The sequence below is a fragment of the Cryobacterium sp. MP_3.1 genome, from assembly GCF_035984795.1.
Taxonomy (GTDB): domain Bacteria; phylum Actinomycetota; class Actinomycetes; order Actinomycetales; family Microbacteriaceae; genus Cryobacterium; species Cryobacterium zongtaii.
The window spans coordinates 26548-42342 of the sequence record NZ_JAXCHV010000020.1 but is presented as its reverse complement, the minus strand read 5'-3'; the positions used below and the strand labels follow the sequence as shown (position 1 = coordinate 42342).

At 70.9% G+C, this 15795-nt stretch carries 13 protein-coding genes; 5 read left to right on the top strand and 8 right to left on the bottom strand.

The annotated features are described in order from the left end of the window. The first annotated feature begins 19 nt into the window (after positions 1–19). Genes RCH12_RS12875 through RCH12_RS12865 form a run of 3 tightly spaced genes read left to right on the top strand, consistent with a single transcriptional unit; the run spans position 20 to position 4541 of the window. A complete protein-coding gene (locus RCH12_RS12875) occupies positions 20–1165 on the top strand; it encodes an exonuclease SbcCD subunit D (protein WP_327017106.1) in 1146 nt (381 codons plus the stop codon). Then, the gene (locus RCH12_RS12870) at positions 1162–4152 is read left to right on the top strand and encodes an AAA family ATPase (protein ID WP_327017105.1); all 2991 of its coding nucleotides are present in this window, start codon (positions 1162–1164) and stop codon (positions 4150–4152) included. The genes RCH12_RS12875 and RCH12_RS12870 overlap by 4 nt, the downstream gene beginning before the upstream one ends. A 38-nt stretch (positions 4153–4190) precedes the next feature. Then, positions 4191–4541 carry a DUF2834 domain-containing protein gene (locus RCH12_RS12865; protein WP_103430636.1) on the top strand — a complete coding sequence of 117 codons (351 nt, stop codon included), beginning with the start codon at positions 4191–4193 and terminating at the stop codon, positions 4539–4541. Positions 4542–4545: 4 nt separating this feature from the next. Here the strand turns inward: RCH12_RS12865 and RCH12_RS12860 are convergent, their stop codons facing one another. The 5 genes from RCH12_RS12860 to RCH12_RS12840 are packed head-to-tail and all read right to left on the bottom strand — an operon-like array spanning position 4546 to position 7996. Continuing rightward, positions 4546–4929: a hypothetical protein gene (locus RCH12_RS12860; protein WP_103430634.1), complete on the bottom strand. Its 384-nt coding sequence runs from the start codon at positions 4927–4929 to the stop codon at positions 4546–4548. A gap of 39 nt (positions 4930–4968) precedes the next feature. Beyond that, positions 4969–5664, bottom strand: a complete 696-nt coding sequence (locus tag RCH12_RS12855) for a Pr6Pr family membrane protein (protein WP_133163763.1) — start codon at positions 5662–5664, stop codon at positions 4969–4971. A 40-nt stretch (positions 5665–5704) separates the two neighbouring features. Next, complete coding sequence (locus RCH12_RS12850) at positions 5705–6511, bottom strand: amino acid ABC transporter ATP-binding protein (RefSeq protein ID WP_327017104.1); 807 nt, start codon at positions 6509–6511, stop codon at positions 5705–5707. Continuing rightward, positions 6498–7166 carry an amino acid ABC transporter permease gene (locus tag RCH12_RS12845; RefSeq protein WP_088456791.1) on the bottom strand — a complete coding sequence of 223 codons (669 nt, stop codon included), beginning with the start codon at positions 7164–7166 and terminating at the stop codon, positions 6498–6500. The genes RCH12_RS12850 and RCH12_RS12845 overlap by 14 nt, the downstream gene beginning before the upstream one ends. After that, positions 7163–7996: a transporter substrate-binding domain-containing protein gene (locus tag RCH12_RS12840; protein ID WP_442784578.1), complete on the bottom strand. Its 834-nt coding sequence runs from the start codon at positions 7994–7996 to the stop codon at positions 7163–7165. Before RCH12_RS12840 ends, RCH12_RS12845 begins: the two co-directional genes overlap by 4 nt. A 182-nt stretch (positions 7997–8178) precedes the next feature. Between RCH12_RS12840 and RCH12_RS12835 the strand changes: the two genes are divergently transcribed. Further along, positions 8179–9189 carry an ADP-ribosylglycohydrolase family protein gene (locus RCH12_RS12835; RefSeq protein ID WP_327017103.1) on the top strand — a complete coding sequence of 337 codons (1011 nt, stop codon included), beginning with the start codon at positions 8179–8181 and terminating at the stop codon, positions 9187–9189. 20 nt (positions 9190–9209) lie between these two features. Here RCH12_RS12835 and RCH12_RS12830 read toward each other — a convergent pair whose 3' ends face one another. Genes RCH12_RS12830 through RCH12_RS12820 form a run of 3 tightly spaced genes read right to left on the bottom strand, consistent with a single transcriptional unit; the run spans position 9210 to position 14415 of the window. Then, positions 9210–11324 carry a RecQ family ATP-dependent DNA helicase gene (locus RCH12_RS12830; protein WP_327017102.1) on the bottom strand — a complete coding sequence of 705 codons (2115 nt, stop codon included), beginning with the start codon at positions 11322–11324 and terminating at the stop codon, positions 9210–9212. Continuing rightward, positions 11321–11800 (bottom strand): PPOX class F420-dependent oxidoreductase, encoded by a 480-nt coding sequence (locus RCH12_RS12825; protein ID WP_103430628.1) that lies wholly within the window; start codon positions 11798–11800, stop codon positions 11321–11323. The genes RCH12_RS12830 and RCH12_RS12825 overlap by 4 nt, the downstream gene beginning before the upstream one ends. A gap of 32 nt (positions 11801–11832) precedes the next feature. Beyond that, positions 11833–14415: a glycoside hydrolase family 65 protein gene (locus tag RCH12_RS12820; protein ID WP_327017101.1), complete on the bottom strand. Its 2583-nt coding sequence runs from the start codon at positions 14413–14415 to the stop codon at positions 11833–11835. A 75-nt stretch (positions 14416–14490) separates the two neighbouring features. Here RCH12_RS12820 and RCH12_RS12815 point away from each other — a divergent pair, with 75 nt between their 5' ends. Further along, a complete protein-coding gene (locus tag RCH12_RS12815; protein ID WP_327017100.1) occupies positions 14491–15768 on the top strand; it encodes a M18 family aminopeptidase in 1278 nt (425 codons plus the stop codon). Positions 15769–15795 lie beyond the last annotated feature (27 nt).

Below are 15795 nucleotides of genomic sequence, written 5' to 3'. Positions count from 1 at the left end.
CGACGGTAGCGTGAGTGATATGAAGATCCTGCACACGAGTGACTGGCACATCGGGCGCACCTTCCACACCCACTCGACCCTCGACCACTTGGCGCTCGTGCTCGACGCCCTCGTGAACATCGTGCGCGAACGCCGGGTCGACGTGGTCGCCGTGGCCGGTGACATCTTCGATTCGGCCACACCGTCCGCCGACAGTTACGCCCTGCTCAGCGGCACCCTGGCGCGCCTGCACGCCACCGGCGCCCGGGTGGTGATGACCAGCGGCAACCACGACTCGGCCACCCGGCTCGGCTTCCAGTCGGAGTGGGCGGGGCTCGCCGGCATCCACGTGGTCACCGGGTTCGACCAGTACCGCACCCCGATCTCGATCGACGACGAACACGGCCCCGTGCACTTCTACGGCATCCCTTTCCTCGAACCGGCCCTGGTCCGCCACCACTACCCGGACGAGCTCCTCAAGACCCACGAACAGGTGCTGGGCCTGGCCATGCGGCAGGTGCGCGCCGACCTCGCTGACCGCGGCGGCCGCTCGGTGGTGCTCTCGCACTGCTTCGCAGCGGGAGTCGCCGCCAGCGATGTGGAGCGCGACATCAGCGCCGGCGGCCTGGACCTCGTTCCGGTGAGCGTCTTCGACGGCCCCGACTACGTCGCGCTGGGTCACATCCACGGTCGCGCACAGATCACCGACAGGGTGCGCTACTCGGGAGCCCCGCTGCACTACTCCTTCGCCGAGGCCGACAAGCCCCGCGGCGGCTGGCTCGTCGATCTCGACGCGGACGGACTGGCCGAGACCGAGTGGGTCGACCTACCGATTCCCCGGCGCCTGAGGGTGCTCACGGGGGAGCTTGAGTCCCTCGCTCACGACGACGCCTTCACCTCGTTCGAGAACGACTGGGTCGCCGCGGTGCTCACCGACCGGGTGCGGCCGCTGGACGGCATGCGCACCCTGCAGAAGCGCTTCCCGCACTGTGTGGCCCTCGAGCACCGCCCGACCATCGCACAGGCGACCGAGGAGTCCACCTACTCCGACCGGGTCAAGCACAAGAGCGACCCCGAAATCGTGGCCGGCTTCCTGGAGTTCGTGCGCAACGGCGTGGGCCTGAGCGCCTTCGAGCGTGAGCTGGTCGCCGAGGTCCTGGGCGATGCCACCGAGGCCACCGTATGAAGATCACCCGGCTGCGCATCGCCGGCTTCGGCCCGTACAAAACCGAGCAGGAGGTGGACTTCACCCGCTTCGACGCCGACGGAATCTTCCTGATCACCGGCAAGACCGGCGCGGGCAAGTCCAGCATCCTGGACGCCATTTGCTTCGCCCTGTACGGCTCGGTGCCCCGCTTCGACGGCAGCGAACTGCGGCTGCGCAGCGACCACTGCGACCCGGCCGACCCGAGCTTCGTCGAGCTCGAGTTCACCCTCAAGGGCGACACCTACCGGGTTTACCGCACCCCGCGCTATGAGAAGGCCAAGAAGCGTGGCGTGGGCACCACCACGGCGCAGCCGGATGCGCGCCTCGAGCGGCTCAGCGCCGGCACCGACGGCACCGGCGACTGGGTGGGCATCGCCGCCCGCCCGGTGGATGTGGGCACCGAGCTCAGCCGGATCCTGCCGCTGAAGCAAGACCAGTTCCTGCAGGTGATCCTGCTGGCCCAGAACCGGTTCCAGCGCTTCCTGCTGGCCAAGACCGACGACAGACTCACCGTGCTCCGCACCCTGTTCGGCACCCTGCGGTTCCAGCAGCTGGAGACCGAGCTGCTCACGCGGCGCAAGGTTCTCGACGACGAGTTGACGCAGGTGCGGCACGAGATCGACGGGATCGTGGCCGCGACCCTGCGCCAGCTGTGGCGCGACGACGACGAAGACCCCCGACCCGAGTCCCCGGCCGACCCCGACCTCGGCTGGTTCGACGCGGCGCTCGACACCGTCGATGCCCGGCTGGCGGCCGCCACCCGGCACGCCGAAACCGCCTCCGCGGCCCTGACCGCGGCCACCGCCGAGTACCAGGCCGCCGAGGACCGGCGCCGACGCCAGGACCGCCGGGATGCGGCCGCCCGCACGTTGACCGCTCTCGAGGAGCGCGGGGACGAGATCCTCGGCAGCCGGGAAGCCCTGCGCCTGGCCGAGCACGCCGCCAGGGTCTGGCCGCAGGTGTGCGGCCGCATCGACGCCGAGGCCGCGGTCGGTACGGCCGAGGCCACTGCGACCGCCGCCCGGGCCGCCTGGCAGCGGCTTGCCGCCGACGACGACGCAGACTCAGCAGATGCCGCCGGCCTCAGCACCCTGATCGACGACAGGCTGCGCCAGCTCGGCAGCCTGGACGACCTGCTCGTCGAGGAACGCAGGCTGCCCGCCCTCGACGAGCAGATCACCGATCTCGAGCGCCGCACGGCCGCCCAGATCGAGGCGCTCGACGCCGCCAGGTTGCTGCTGCTCGCGCTGCCCGAGCGCATCGACGCGGCAACGGATGCCCTCGCCGCGGCCACCCTCGGCGCCGCCCGCGCCCCGGAGGCCGAAGCGACACTGGCCCGGGCCGAGGCGGCACTGGCCGCGGCCGACGACGTGCGCCGGCTGGAAACCGAACTGGTGGGGGTACACCGCGCCGAACGGGAGGCCGTGGCTGAGAACACCGCGGCCGCCCTGCACTACCAGCAGCTCGTGGACGCCCGGCTCGGCGGCTTCGCCGTTGAGCTCGCCGCGGGTCTCGTCGACGGTGAGCCTTGCGCGGTCTGCGGGGCCACCGAACACCCGGCGCCCATGACCGGCGACGCCGCACCCGTCACCGAGGACGACCTCGACGACGCCCGCGACCTGATGAGTCGCCGGCAGGGGGCCGTCGACGCCGCCCGCACTCAGTCCCGGGACGTCGATACCCTGCTCACCGCCGCCCGCACCCGGGCCGGCGACGATGATGCCGACACGCTCGATGCGACACTCCGGCAGGCAGAGGATGCCCTCGCCGTTGCTGCCGACCACCGCGCCAGGGTGCCCGCCCTCGAGTCCGAGCTGGCCCGCCTGCGCGCCGGCCAGGCCGAGGCCCAGGCCGCCCTGGTCCCGCTGCAACTGGCGCGCGACGAAGCCACCGTGCACTTGGCGGAACGCCGGACCGAGCGCGACGGCATCGCCGGCCGCGTCCAGGCCCAGCGGGCCGGGTTCGACAGCGTCACCGAGCGGGCCGGCCGGCTGCGCAGCGAGCTCGACGCCGCCCGCGCACTGGCCGACGCGCTGGCCACCTCCGCGTCCGCCCGGCGCACGGCCGAGGCCCGCGCCGAGACGCTGGCGGCACAGTTGCAGGAGGAAGGCTTCGCCGACGAGGCCGCCGCCGGACTCGCCCGGCTCAGCCCGGCCGAGATGCAGGCCGGTCAGGCCGCCATCCGCGCCTACGACGACGACCTCGCCGGCGCCCGCGGGGTGCTGGCCGAGGCCGACCTGGCCGGGCTGCCCGAGGACCCCATCGACCTCGACCCGACCCGGCTCGCCCATCAGGCCGCCGGCGCCGCCCGCGACGACGCCCTGGCTCGCCGGGAATCGCTGCGTGAACGCGCCACCGCGCTCACCGCCCTGGTGGCGGATGCCCGGACCCGGTTCGCCCTCGCCGCGGACCTGCTCACCACCCAGGCCCAGGTGCGTCAGCTCGCCGCCGTCGTGCACGGCGACGACCCGAACACCAAGCGCATGAAGCTGGAGACCTACGTGCTGGCCGCGCAGCTCGAGGAGATCATCGCCGCGGCGAACAACCGGCTGCGCACCATGACCGGCGGCCGGTACGCGCTCGAACACGACGACGCCCTGCAATACCGTGGCAGCCAGGCCGGACTCGGGCTGGCGATCCGGGACGAGCACACCGGCCGGGCCCGGGCGACTCACTCGCTGTCCGGCGGCGAGACCTTCCTCGCGTCGCTCGCCCTGGCACTCGGGCTTGCCGAGGTGGTCTCCAACCAGGCCGGCGGCATCGCGCTGGACACCCTCTTCGTGGACGAGGGATTCGGCTCGCTGGACGGGGAGACCCTCGAGACGGCCATGAGCACCCTCGACAGCCTGCGGGCCGGCGGCCGCACCATCGGCCTGATCAGCCACGTCGAGTCGATGAAGGAGCAGATCCCGGCGAAGCTCGCGATCAGGGTGACCGCGCAGGGCTACAGCGAAATAGTCCCGTAGGCACGCCGCTATCGGGCGGATCGCGGCACACTGTGTTCATGAGCCGCACACCTTCTGAGCCCGCCGCGGGCTGGACCACCCTGACGTTCGTCTACCTGGCCCTGGCCATCGTGGGCCTGATCGGTACCTGGACCTGGAACATCCAGGCGATCATGCAGGCCAGCGACTTCATCGGCGACTGGACCATGAGCGGACCGGCGGTGTCGTCGCTGACCACCGACCTGCTCGTGGCGGCGATCGCCGGGAGCGTCTTCATCATCGTGGAGGCCCGCCGGCTCGGCATGCGCGCCGGCTGGGCCTACGTCGTCTTCGGGTTGGTCACGGCGTTCGCGTTCACGTTCCCGTTGTTCCTGGCCATGCGGCAGCGCCGGCTGGTGATGACGACCTGAGCCGTCAGCTCACATCGCCGGCCGCGAGGCCGGCGTCGTCGCCCGCGAACCGTTCCCGCAGGGCGTGGAAGTGCGACACGGTCAGTCCGTGCCGGAGCAGGTACGGCTCGGCACCGCCGAGACCGTCGATGGCGGCCAGGGCCGCCCGCAGGGCGTCCGGCTGCGGCTCGGCGAGCAGCGCGGCGGCGACGGCCTCGTCGTGCGGCAGACCCGCGGCGAGCAGGGTCAACGCGAGAACCAGGCCGGCCGGATGTTCGCCGCCCGGGCCGTGCGCCACGAGCGGTCCGTCGCCCGCGGCGAGAACGGCCACGGCATCCGTCAGCTCACGGCCGCCATGGGCGACCAGGTCGGTGTAGTCCTGTTCTCGCTGCGTGACGGGATTAGTCATGCTGCAGTCTCCGTCGCCGAGGTGAACGGCAGGTGACGCTCAGGCCAATCCCGGCTCCAGATCCGGCGAGGTGCGCCGACCCAGCCGGCTCAGCCCGATCGCGATGGCGGAGATGCCCGCGATGACGACGGCGATCACCAGGACGTAGAGGAACACTGACGGCCAGCCGCCCGGCTCGTCGGGGTTGAGGAACGGGTAGGTCCACCAGTCGGTGAACGTGCCACGCAACAACGCGTAGGCCAGCCACACCAGCGGGTAGATCAGCGCGAACCAGATCCGCTTCCAGGCCAGCGCCGGGCGGCCCGGTGCCAGCAGCCAGTCCAGCAGGATCAGGGCCGGCGCCCACACGTGCAGGACCTCGTTGGGCCAGGTGAGCCCCTCGAACGTGCCGTCGGCGGGCTGGTTGCGCAGCAACAGGTTGTACACCACCCCGGTGATCACGGCGTACGCGAGCGTCGACATCCGCACCCGCGCCAGCAGCTCGGGTTCGGCAGCCAGGCGCAGCGCGAGAACACCGCCGACGAAGAGCACCACCACGTTCATCAGGCTGGACTGAATCGTGAAAAATCCGAAGTACGTGGCAGGGTCGAACGCGTCGTTGAGGAGTTGGTCGGTGATCTGGGTCACGATAGCGGCCAGCACGAGCCCGGCGAGCAGGATGCGCAGCACCCCCACGGCGCGTCGGAAGGGGGTCGGGGAGTCGTCGAGCCCGGCGGGCACAGCAGCGGAATTCACCTGATCAGGTTAGTGCAGGGCCCAAAAGTGCACGTGCAGATCAGAAGGGGAACAGCAACCGGTGCAGGAACTGGCGGGTGCGCTCGTGCTGGGGGTTCCGCAGCATCTCCTTGGGATCGCCGTGCTCCACGATGGTGCCGCCGTCGACGAAAGCCACCTCGGTGGCCACCTCCCGGGCGAATTCGAGTTCGTGGGTGACGATAACCATCGTCCAGCCCTCGGCGGCGAGCTCCTTGATCAGGCGCAGCACGTCACCGACAAGCTCGGGGTCCAGGGCGCTGGTCGGCTCGTCGAAGAGCAACAGGGTCGGTCGGAGGGCCAGGGCCCGGACGATGCCCACCCGCTGCTGCTGCCCACCGGACAGTTCGAACGGGTAGCTGTCGCGCTTCTCCCCGAGGCCGACCCGCTCCAGCAGCGCCAGGGCCTCGGTCTCGACCTCGGCGCGGGGACGCCGCTGCACGACGACGGGTCCCTCCATCACGTTTTCGAGCACGGTCTTGTGCGGAAAGAGGTTGTAGTGCTGAAAGACCATCGCCGAGCGGTCCCGCAACGCGCCGAGGGTCTTCTTCGGAACGCCGGCGCGGGATCCGTGGGCAGCGGCGAAGTTGATGGTCACGGGTGCGTGAGTCGCGTCATCTGCTCCGATGATCTCGATGGTGCCGCCGTCGGCGATCTCCAGACCGTTCAGGCAGCGGAGCACGGTGGTCTTGCCCGAGCCTGACGGCCCGATCAGCGCGAGGACCTCGCCGCGTGCGACGGTGAGGTCGATGGATGTGAGAACCTGGTTGTCGCCGAAGCTCTTCTGCAGGCCTCGAACCGTGAGCAGCTTCTGGTCAGTGGGCGACATAGCGGTCCAATCGCTTTTCAAGCACGCCCTGGCCGCTGGAGAGCACCAGGCAGATGACCCAGTAGAGCAGGGCGGCCTCGAGGTACAGGGCCATGAACTGCTGGCTGAAGGCTGCCACCTGCTGAGCCTCGCGGAACAGCTCGGTGACCAGGATCAGCGAGGCCAGGGAGGTGTCCTTGACCAGGCTGATGAAGGTGTTGGAGAGCGGCGGCACCGACACCCGGGCCGCCTGCGGCAGGATGATGCGGGTGAGGGCACGCCGGTGCGACATGCCGATCATGTACGCGGCCTCCCACTGCCCCTTGGGCACCGAGAGGATGGCGGCGCGGATCACCTCGGCCGCGTAGCCGCCGACGTTGATCGAGAACGCGACGATGGCGCTGGGCCACGGGTCGATGACGATGCCCAGCGAGGGCAGTCCGTAGAAGATCACGAACAACTGCACCAGCAGCGGGGTGCCACGCACGATCGAGATGTAGACCTGCGCGATCGAGGACAGCCATCGCCGCTTCGACAGGCGCATCAACGCCAGGCCCAGAGCCAGCACCAGCCCGATCGCGAATGACGCCAAGGCCAACGGGATCGTTCCGGTGATGGCACCGTGGATCAGGGGCCACAGCGAATCAAGCAGGAGTTGCCAGGTGGACTCGCTCACTGCGAGACGTCAGCTCCGAAGTAGGTGTCGGAGATGGCGGCCAGGGTGCCGTCCTCGCTGAGCGTGGCGAGGGCCTCCGACACGGCCTCGGCCAGGGCGGTGCCCTCGGGGGCGAAGGCGAAGGCGCTCTCGGAACGCTCCTCGGTTTCGGCGGCGATCTTCAGGCCCGCGGCGCCGGTCTGCTTCTTGTAGTCGAGGTAGGTGAGCTTGTCGTTGACGGTGGCGTCGACGCGACCCTGCTCGACGAGGGCGACGGACTGGGCCCAGCCCTCAACGGACTGCACGGTGGCGCCGCTCTCGGTGGCCAGCGTGTACCAGTTGCTGGTGAGCGACTGGGCGGTGGTCTTGCCGGCCAGGTCGGCGAACGACGCGATGGAGGTGTTGTCCTCCGGCACCACGATGACGCCGGTGGAGTAGGTGTACGGGGTGGAGAACGTGTAAGCCTCCACGCGCTCCGGGGTGATCGACACCTGGTTGGCGATGGTGTCGAAACGGCCGGCTTCGAGGCCGGCGAAGATCGCGTCCCACTGGGTCTCTTCGAATTCGGCCTCAACGCCCAGCTGGTCGGCGACGGCGCGGGCCACCTCGACGTCATAGCCGGTGAGCTCGCCGGAACCGTCGGCGTGGTACGAGAACGGCCGGTAGGTGCCCTCGGTGCCGATGGTCAGGGTGCCGGATTCGAGGACCGAACTCAGCGATTCGTCGGTGCCGGCCGCGGCGCCGTCGCTGCCGGAATCACCGGCGGAGGCGCTGCACCCGGTCAGGGCCACCGCGGCGGCAATGGTGAGGACGGTGGCGGAGACGAGGTGGCGCTTCATGTATGTGTTCATCCAATGTGCTGATCAAGATGCGGGCGTACGTACCAGGTTAACAAGCCCGGCCCGGTTCTGAATATTCCGATGACGCCGGATGACGCTGTGACGACTCCCGTGCCCCCCCCGTTCGAGAACCTGTCGGCTCCGGGCCTTTCGGCATATGCTGCCGCCGTCGCACTCAACCCGAAGGAGTACGCATGAAACTGTCGACGGCTCAGCACGATCGTTCGGCCGCTGTTTTGCTCGGCATGGCCTGTGGGGATGCCCTGGGTGCCGGATACGCCTACGCGGGTCCGCTGCCGCCCACCGCGGTGGTGGGGATGCGTGGTGGAGCCGGCACGACCTGGGCCCGAGGGGAGTGGACCGACTACACGGCCCTGGCCGTCCCGGTGGCGCGCGCCGTGGCCGACGGACTCGATCTGCGCCAGGAGTCCACTCTCGACCTCATCACCGCGGAGTGGGTGGACTGGGCCGACACCGCGCCGTACGCCGGCAACCAGCTCGACGCCGCTTTGTCCGGACCGGACCGGACGGCCGCCGCCGTCCGCTCCGCCGCCCGCGCGCGGCACGACAGAGTGGGCCGAAGCGCCGGCAACGGTTGCCTGCTCCGCACCGCCCCGGTGGCCTTGGCGTTCCTGCACGATCCCGACGGCCTGGCCGATGCCGCACGCCGGCTGAGCGAGCTCACCCACTGCGAGACCGACGCCGGGGACGCCTGCGTGCTCTGGGGGCTGGCCATCCGCCACACCGTCCTGACCGGAGAACTCGACCTGCGGGTGGGTCTGGGCACCCTGTCGCCGGGCCGGCGTGAACTCTGGTCGGCGCGCATCAACCACGCCGAACGCCGCCAGCCCCGCGATTTCACGCGCAACGGCTGGGTCGTGCAGGCGGTGCAGGGTGCCTGGTCGGCCATCGTGCACACCCGTGACGAGCCCGGCGCGACAGCGGATGCCGGCCAGTACCGTCTGGGCATCGAGGCGGCCGTGCGCGGCGGCGGCAACACCGACGCTGTGGCCGGCATAGCCGGTGCGCTGCTCGCCGCCCAGTGGGGCCTGGCCGCGGTGCCCAGCGAATGGCGCCGACTGGTGCAGGGCTGGCCCGGCCTGCGCGGAGCCGACCTGGTGCGTCTGTCGGTGCTCGCCGCGCACAGCCAGGACACCAACGAGGCCGGCGAGCGGGAGAGTTTTCGGCTCCACGCCGTGAAATGAGCGCCCTGAACTAGGCGTAGCTACGACCGCAGCGCCAGCGTGAACGGCAGCACGCCCGGCGCGCCCGCGCGGCGGAGCAGCCGGCCGGCGACGGTGAGGGTCCACCGGCTGTCGCCGAGGTCGTCGACCAGCAGCACCGGCCCGTCGGCTCCGGCCAGGTTCGCGGCCAGCTCCGGGCCGACCTCGAAGGCGCCCCAGACGCTGGAGAGCCGATAGGCGCTGTTGCCGCCGGATTCGCCGGTGGGCCCTGCGCCCACCAGGCTCAGCGTGCCCAGTTGCGGCAGCCGACCCACCCGGCTGAGTTCGGCGGCCACCGAGGCCACCAGCAGCGGATGCCGGCGGGACGGCATGGCCACCACGCCCACGGGCCGTTCGGCCCAGCCCCACTCGGCAAGCACCCGCACGCAGGCGGCCAGCAGCGCCGGCGAGGCGGGCGCATCCGGGGTGTTGGGCGCGAAAGTATCCCGCAGGGTGTTGCCCCAGCCCAGGTCGGTGAGTCGCGCCAGGGCGCGACCGGGCAGCACCCTGTCGCCGGCGTCGATGCGGCCCTTGGCGCTCACGCCGAGCCTGTCGGCGCCGGTGGGCCACTGGGCGCGGGGTTCCAGGGCCACGCCCACCCGGTCCAGGGCCGAGGCCGCGGTGCTCGCCGCATCGGCCTGAACGTCGGTGGGGTACCAGGGGGCCGTGCAGTTGTCGCAGCGGCCGCAGGGCACGGCGGTGTCGTCGTCGAGGGTGCGCTGGAGGAACTCCATCCGGCAGCCGGTGATGCGTTCGTAGTCGAGCATGGCGTTCTGCTCGGCCACCCTGGCCGCGCCGATGCGCTCGTAGCGGTCGCTGTCGTAGACCCAGGGCTGTCCGGTGGCGAGCCAGCCGCCGGTCACCCGGCGCACGGCGCCGTCGACGTCGAGGACCTTGAGCAGCAGTTCCAGCGGGGAACGCCGGAGGTCGACCCGGGACTCCAGGGCGGGCGTGGACAGCGGGGCGCCACCGTTGGCGTGCAGCGCCTGCAGCACGGCCTCGGCCTTGTGCTGGCTGGGCATCGACGAGGTGGCGAAGTACTGCCAGATGGCCTCGTCTTCGACACCCGGCAGCAGCAACACGTCGGCGTTCTCGGTGGCGCGGCCGGCACGGCCGACCTGCTGGTAGTAGGCGACCGGGCTGCTGGGGGCGCCGAGGTGCAACACGAAGCCCAGGTCGGGCTTGTCGAAGCCCATGCCCAGGGCGCTGGTGGCCACGAGGGCCTTCACCTGGTTGGCCTTGAGCAGCCCCTCGGACTCCTCGCGTTCGGTGGTGTCGGTCTGGCCGGTGTACGCGCGGACGGCGTGGCCGGCATCCCGCAGCAGCCGGGCGGTGTCCTCGGCGGCCGAGACCGTGAGGGTGTAGATGATGCCGCTGCCGGGCAACTCGGCGAGGTGGCTGAGCAGCCAGGCCAACCGGGCGCGGGAATCCGGCAGGCGCAACACGCCCAGGCGCAGCGACGCGCGGGCGAGCGGGCCGCGGATGGTGACGACGTCGCTGCCCCCGACGGCTACCTGCTCCGCCACATCCGTCACCACCCGGCTGTTGGCCGTGGCCGTGGTGGCCAGCACCGGCACCCCGGCCGGCATCGCCGCGATCAGGTCGCGCAGGCGCCGGTAGTCCGGCCGGAAGTCGTGGCCCCAGTCCGAGATGCAGTGCGCCTCGTCGACCACGAGCAGCCCCACCCGCTCGAGCAGCGCGGGCAGCTGTTCGTCGCGGAAGGACGGGTTGTTCAGGCGTTCGGGGGAGACCAGCAGAACGTCGACCTCGTCCGCGCGGAGCGCAGCGAGCACGTCGGTCCACTCGTGGGCGTTGGCGGAGTTGATCGACACGGCCCGCACGCCGGCGCGGGCAGCGGCGGCCACCTGGTCACGCATCAGGGCCAGCAGCGGGGACACCAGGATGGTGGGGCCGGCACCCTGGCGGCGCAGCAACAGGGTCGCGACGAAGTAGACCGCCGACTTGCCCCAGCCGGTGCGCTGAACCACGAGGGCTCGGCGGCGCTGATCGACGAGGGTTTCGATGGCCTCGTACTGGCCCTCGTGGAAGTCGGCGTCGGGCCGGCCCACCAGGGTGCGCAGGATCTCGAGGGCGGCCTCGCGGGTATTCGGCGTCACAGCGCGTCGAGCCTGGCGGCCACATCGGCGGGGAACCCGCCGGTCGCGATCGGGCTCCACCGGGTGGGCGTGATCCGGATCAAGGACTTGTCCTGCAGGGCCATGGCCCGGCGGTACTCCGCCCAGTTCGGGTGTTCGCCGGCGATGCAACGGTAGTAGTCGACCAGCCCGTCGCCGGCAGCCGGCATGTGCAGGATCTCGGCGGTGCCGTCGACCTGCACCCAGGCGCCGTCCCACTCGTCCGAGAGCACGAGCACCGACGTCTGCGGGTCGCGTTCGGCGTTGCGGGTCTTCGCCCGCGACGGGTAGGAGGAGATCACCAGGCGGCCCGCATCGTCGACGCCGCCGGAGACCGGCGACATCTGCGGCCGGCCGTCGCTGCGGGTAGTGGCGAGCAGCATCCGGTGCCGCGGCCGCACGAAATCGAGCAGGTCGGGCAGGGAGACGGTGGTGCTGGTTGCGACGTTTCTGGCCATACCCTCAGGCTAACGGGACCCCCTGACACGGTTCACGCCGTGCCGAGCACAAAATCGTGGGTCTGCCCCGGATACAGCTGCGCCTCCCGCCCCTCGACGCGCACCCGGATGGGCGTGGCCCCGCCGCTGGGCAGCTGAAGCCTGAGGGTGGTCGGCGTGATCTCGACGTGCACCGGTTGGTCGCGGTAGTTGATGCTGAAGGCGATCTTCTCGAGCCGGGCCGGCAGCACGGGGTGCAGCCAGAGCATGTCGTCGCGGATCTCCAGGCCGGTGTAGCAGCGCACGACCATGTCGACGGACCCCGCCATCGCGCCCAGGTGGATGCCCTCGTGGGTGGTGCCGCCCCGGCCGTTGTCGAGGTCGCTGGTCAGCGCCCGGCAGAGCGAGTCCCAGGAGCGTTCGCGGTCGGCACGGGCATCCACCCAGGAGTGCACCACGTTGCTCAGCGTCGAGCCGTGCGTCGACCTGGTGCGGTAGAACTCGACCGTGCGCCGGATCTGGTCGGGGGAGAGAGAGTAGCCCAGCTCCTCGACCAGGTCGCGCAGCTCCTCGGCCGAGAACAGGTAGAGCAGTATCAGCACGTCGGCCTGCTTGGCGACCCTGTAGTTGTTGCTGCTGTCGCCCTCGGCATTGAGGATCAGGTCCAGGCGGCCCAACGAACGGTCGGTGCTGCCGTAGGTGTCCCGGTAGTGCGCCCAGTCCAGCTCGGGCAGGGCCTCGTACCCGTCGAATTGGCTGATCACCCCGTCGGCATGGAAGGCCAGCCGCAGGCGCCGGCCGATCCTCTCCCAGGTGTCCACCTCGTCGGGCCCGATCCGCAGCCGGTTCCACAACGGCCGGCAGGCCCGGCCCTCGAGCACGGCGACGGTGTCGACGGCGCGGCGCATCAGCCAGGCGACCATCACATTGGTGTAGGCGTTGGTGCGCACACCGCCGCCGGGGTGGCCGGGGAGCCCGTCGTGGAACTCGTCGGGACCCATCGTCCCGCCGATGTCGAACCTGTCGAACACGTCGTCATAATCGGTGAGGGAGGCGAAGAACCGGGCGATCTCCAGCAGCAGCTCGGCGCCCTGCTCGATCAGGTACTCGACATCGCCGGTGGCCTGGTAGTAGCCCCACACGCTGTACGCGATCGCCAGGCCCACGTGGTGCTGCAGGCCCGAGTGGTCGGGCATCCACCGGTTGGTGCGCGGGTTGAACAGCTCGGTGGGGGTGACCTCGCGGCCGTCGATGCCGCTCTGCCAGGGAAACCTGGCGCCCTCGTGGCCGGCGGCAGTCGCGGCGGCCCTGGCTTCGCCCAACCGACGGTACCGGTAGCCCAGCAGAATGCGGCTGAGGTCGGGCCGGCGCAGGGTGAGCACCGGGTAGACGAACATCTCATCCCAGAAGACGTGGCCGCGGTACCCCTCACCGTGCAGTCCGCGGGCGGGCACACCGGCGTCGAGGTCGGCATCCACCGCGGCCACGGTTTGCAGAACGTGGAAGGTGTTGACGTTGAGCGCGAGCGACTGTCGGGAACCATCGTGCAGGTGCACCGCGAATTCGTCCCAGAGAATCTCCCATTCCCGCTCGTGCGCGCCCAGGAGCTCGGCGGTCTCCGGCAGCCGGCCGAGCCAGGTGGCCACCGCCATCGAGGGGGAGAGGATCGCACGGTCCCTGGAGGTGCTCACGACGACGACCTTCTCAACCCGTAGCGGGACGCCCCTCTCGAGGGTGAGGTCGAACTCGTGGGCGACCCAGCGGCTGGAGTCGGTGAGAAAACGTCTCTCGGGTTCGAGCAGGGCGCCGCCGGAATACGCGCGGGTGCGGGCGGCCATGGCGATGTGGATGCCCGAACGGGTGGTCTCCACCTCGAGCAGCACCGCGTCCCCCCTCAGCTCCCGCGTGGTGCGGGGCATCAGGTGCAGGTGGGCGAGCAGCCTGTCAGTGGCCACGTTGCGGTTGGCCACCCGGCCGTCGATGGCCGAACGCACAGTCAGCGGCCCCGACCAGTCCTCGGCGACGAAGGTGGTCTCGAGCACCGCAACGTGCGGCGACGCCTGGGACACGAACCGTCGGCTCTGCACCCGGGTGACGCGGCCGCGCGCGTCACGGAACCGCATCAGCCGGGTGAGCAGACCACGGCGCAGGTCGAGTTCCTGGTTGTAGTCGAGAAGGTCCGCGGTCTCCGGGTGGAACCAGCCGGTGTCGGGGGCGGTGAAGTCGCCCACACTGCTGCCGCCCCCGCCGGTGCGGAACCAGAGGGAGAGCCAGTTGGGGGCGTTCACCAGGTGTTCGTCGTCGCGCACGTGCTCACCGGGAACCCCCGCCGTCGGCGCGCCTGGCGCGGGCTCGAACGGGGTGCGGATACCGGGCTCGCCGGCGGCCACGGTCTCACCGATGGCTTCGCCCACGTGCACCTCGGTGCTCAACGGGTTGTAGACCCCGGCGAGGTAGGTGCCCGGGTAGTGCACGGCATCCGTGCGCGCCTCCGGAGCGGCGCCGCGGGTGCCCCAGTAGCCGTTTCCCAGGGTGCACAGCGCTTCGCGGTAGCCCTCCGCCTCCGGGTCGAACCCGTCGAAGCGCAGCAGCCACGGGTCGACCGGGTTGTCGTTCTCGTTCTCCGTCTCGGTCACGGTGGCCTCCTCGTCTGGTCCCGAGAGTCGCACCGCTGGCCGCGCTTGTCGAGGTGCGGGTGGTTGGATGGAGTCATGACTTCACTCTCGGCATACATCGACGACTTCGCCAGCTTCATCACCGCGTCGCCGTCGTCGTACCACGCGGCAGCCGAGGCCGCCCGGCGGCTCGACGACGCCGGGTTCGAGCGCCGCGACGAGGCGGATGACTGGACGGCCGGCACGAGCGCCGGCCGCTTCTACGTCGTGCGGGACGGCGCCATCGTCGCGTGGGTGCAACCGGCCGGGGCCACGCCGACCACGCCGTTCCGGATCCTCGGGTCACACACCGACTCACCGGGCTTCAAGCTCAAGCCCAAGCCCACCACCGGGTCCTACGGCTGGCTGCAGGCCGGCGTCGAGGTGTACGGCGGTCCGCTGGCCAACTCCTGGCTCGACCGTGAGCTCGAGCTCGCCGGCCGGCTGGTCAGCACCGACGGGGTGGCGCACCTGGTGCGCACCGGCCCGTTCCTGCGCATCCCGCAGCTGGCCGTGCACCTGGACCGCACCGCCAACGAGGCTCTCAGCCTCGACCGGCAGCGGCACCTCAACCCGGTGTTCGGGGTGGGCGACCTCCGCCAGGCCGACCTGGTCGGGCATCTGGCCGCGCTCGCCGGGGTGGCGCCCGAGGACGTCGCCGGCTACGACATCCTCACCGCCGACACCAACCCGCCGGCCCGGTTCGGCCTGCACAACGAGCTTTTCGCCGCGGGCCGGATGGACAACCTCTCCTCGGTGCACGCCGGCCTGGTGGCGCTGATCCGGTCCTCGGGCAGCGAGGAGACCATCAACGTGCTCGCCGCGTTCGACCACGAGGAACTGGGGTCGCAGTCCAGGTCGGGGGCGAGCGGGCCGATGCTCGACGACATCCTCAGCCGCATCGGCGACGACCTCGGTGCCACGATGTCGGAGCGGAAGCGCGCCTACGCCGACTCCTGGTGCGTCTCGGCCGACGCCGGCCATTCCGTGCACCCGAACTACCCGGAGCGGCACGACCCGGCCAACCTGCCGTTGGCCGGCCGGGGCCCGCTGCTCAAGATCAACGGAAACCAGCGCTACGCGACGGATGCGGCCGGTGCGGCCCTCTGGGCGCGCTGCAGTGCCGCGGCCGGCGTGCCGTATCAAGAGTTCGTGTCGAACAACACGGTGCCCTGCGGCTCCACGATCGGGCCGCTCACGGCCACCCGGCTGGGCATCCGCACCGTGGATGTGGGCATCCCGCTGCTGTCGATGCACTCGGCGCGGGAGCTGGCTCATGTGAACGACCCGTTCTCGCTGTCCGCCGCGATCGGCGCGTTCTTCGCCGGGGCGTAGGGGCGGCTCGCGGCACGGGTTGGCTCC

Bases quoted from the DNA above. Each gene is read 5' to 3' on its own strand.
- RCH12_RS12875 (WP_327017106.1), top strand. From the start codon at position 20: ATGAAGATCCTGCACACGAGTGACTGGCACATCGGGCGCACCTTCCAC.
- RCH12_RS12870 (WP_327017105.1), top strand. From the start codon at position 1,162: ATGAAGATCACCCGGCTGCGCATCGCCGGCTTCGGCCCGTACAAAACC.
- RCH12_RS12865 (WP_103430636.1), top strand. From the start codon at position 4,191: ATGAGCCGCACACCTTCTGAGCCCGCCGCGGGCTGGACCACCCTGACG.
- RCH12_RS12860 (WP_103430634.1), bottom strand. From the start codon at position 4,929: ATGACTAATCCCGTCACGCAGCGAGAACAGGACTACACCGACCTGGTC.
- RCH12_RS12850 (WP_327017104.1), bottom strand. From the start codon at position 6,511: ATGTCGCCCACTGACCAGAAGCTGCTCACGGTTCGAGGCCTGCAGAAG.
- RCH12_RS12840 (WP_442784578.1), bottom strand. From the start codon at position 7,996: ATGAACACATACATGAAGCGCCACCTCGTCTCCGCCACCGTCCTCACC.
- RCH12_RS12835 (WP_327017103.1), top strand. From the start codon at position 8,179: ATGAAACTGTCGACGGCTCAGCACGATCGTTCGGCCGCTGTTTTGCTC.
- RCH12_RS12825 (WP_103430628.1), bottom strand. From the start codon at position 11,800: ATGGCCAGAAACGTCGCAACCAGCACCACCGTCTCCCTGCCCGACCTG.
- RCH12_RS12815 (WP_327017100.1), top strand. From the start codon at position 14,491: ATGACTTCACTCTCGGCATACATCGACGACTTCGCCAGCTTCATCACC.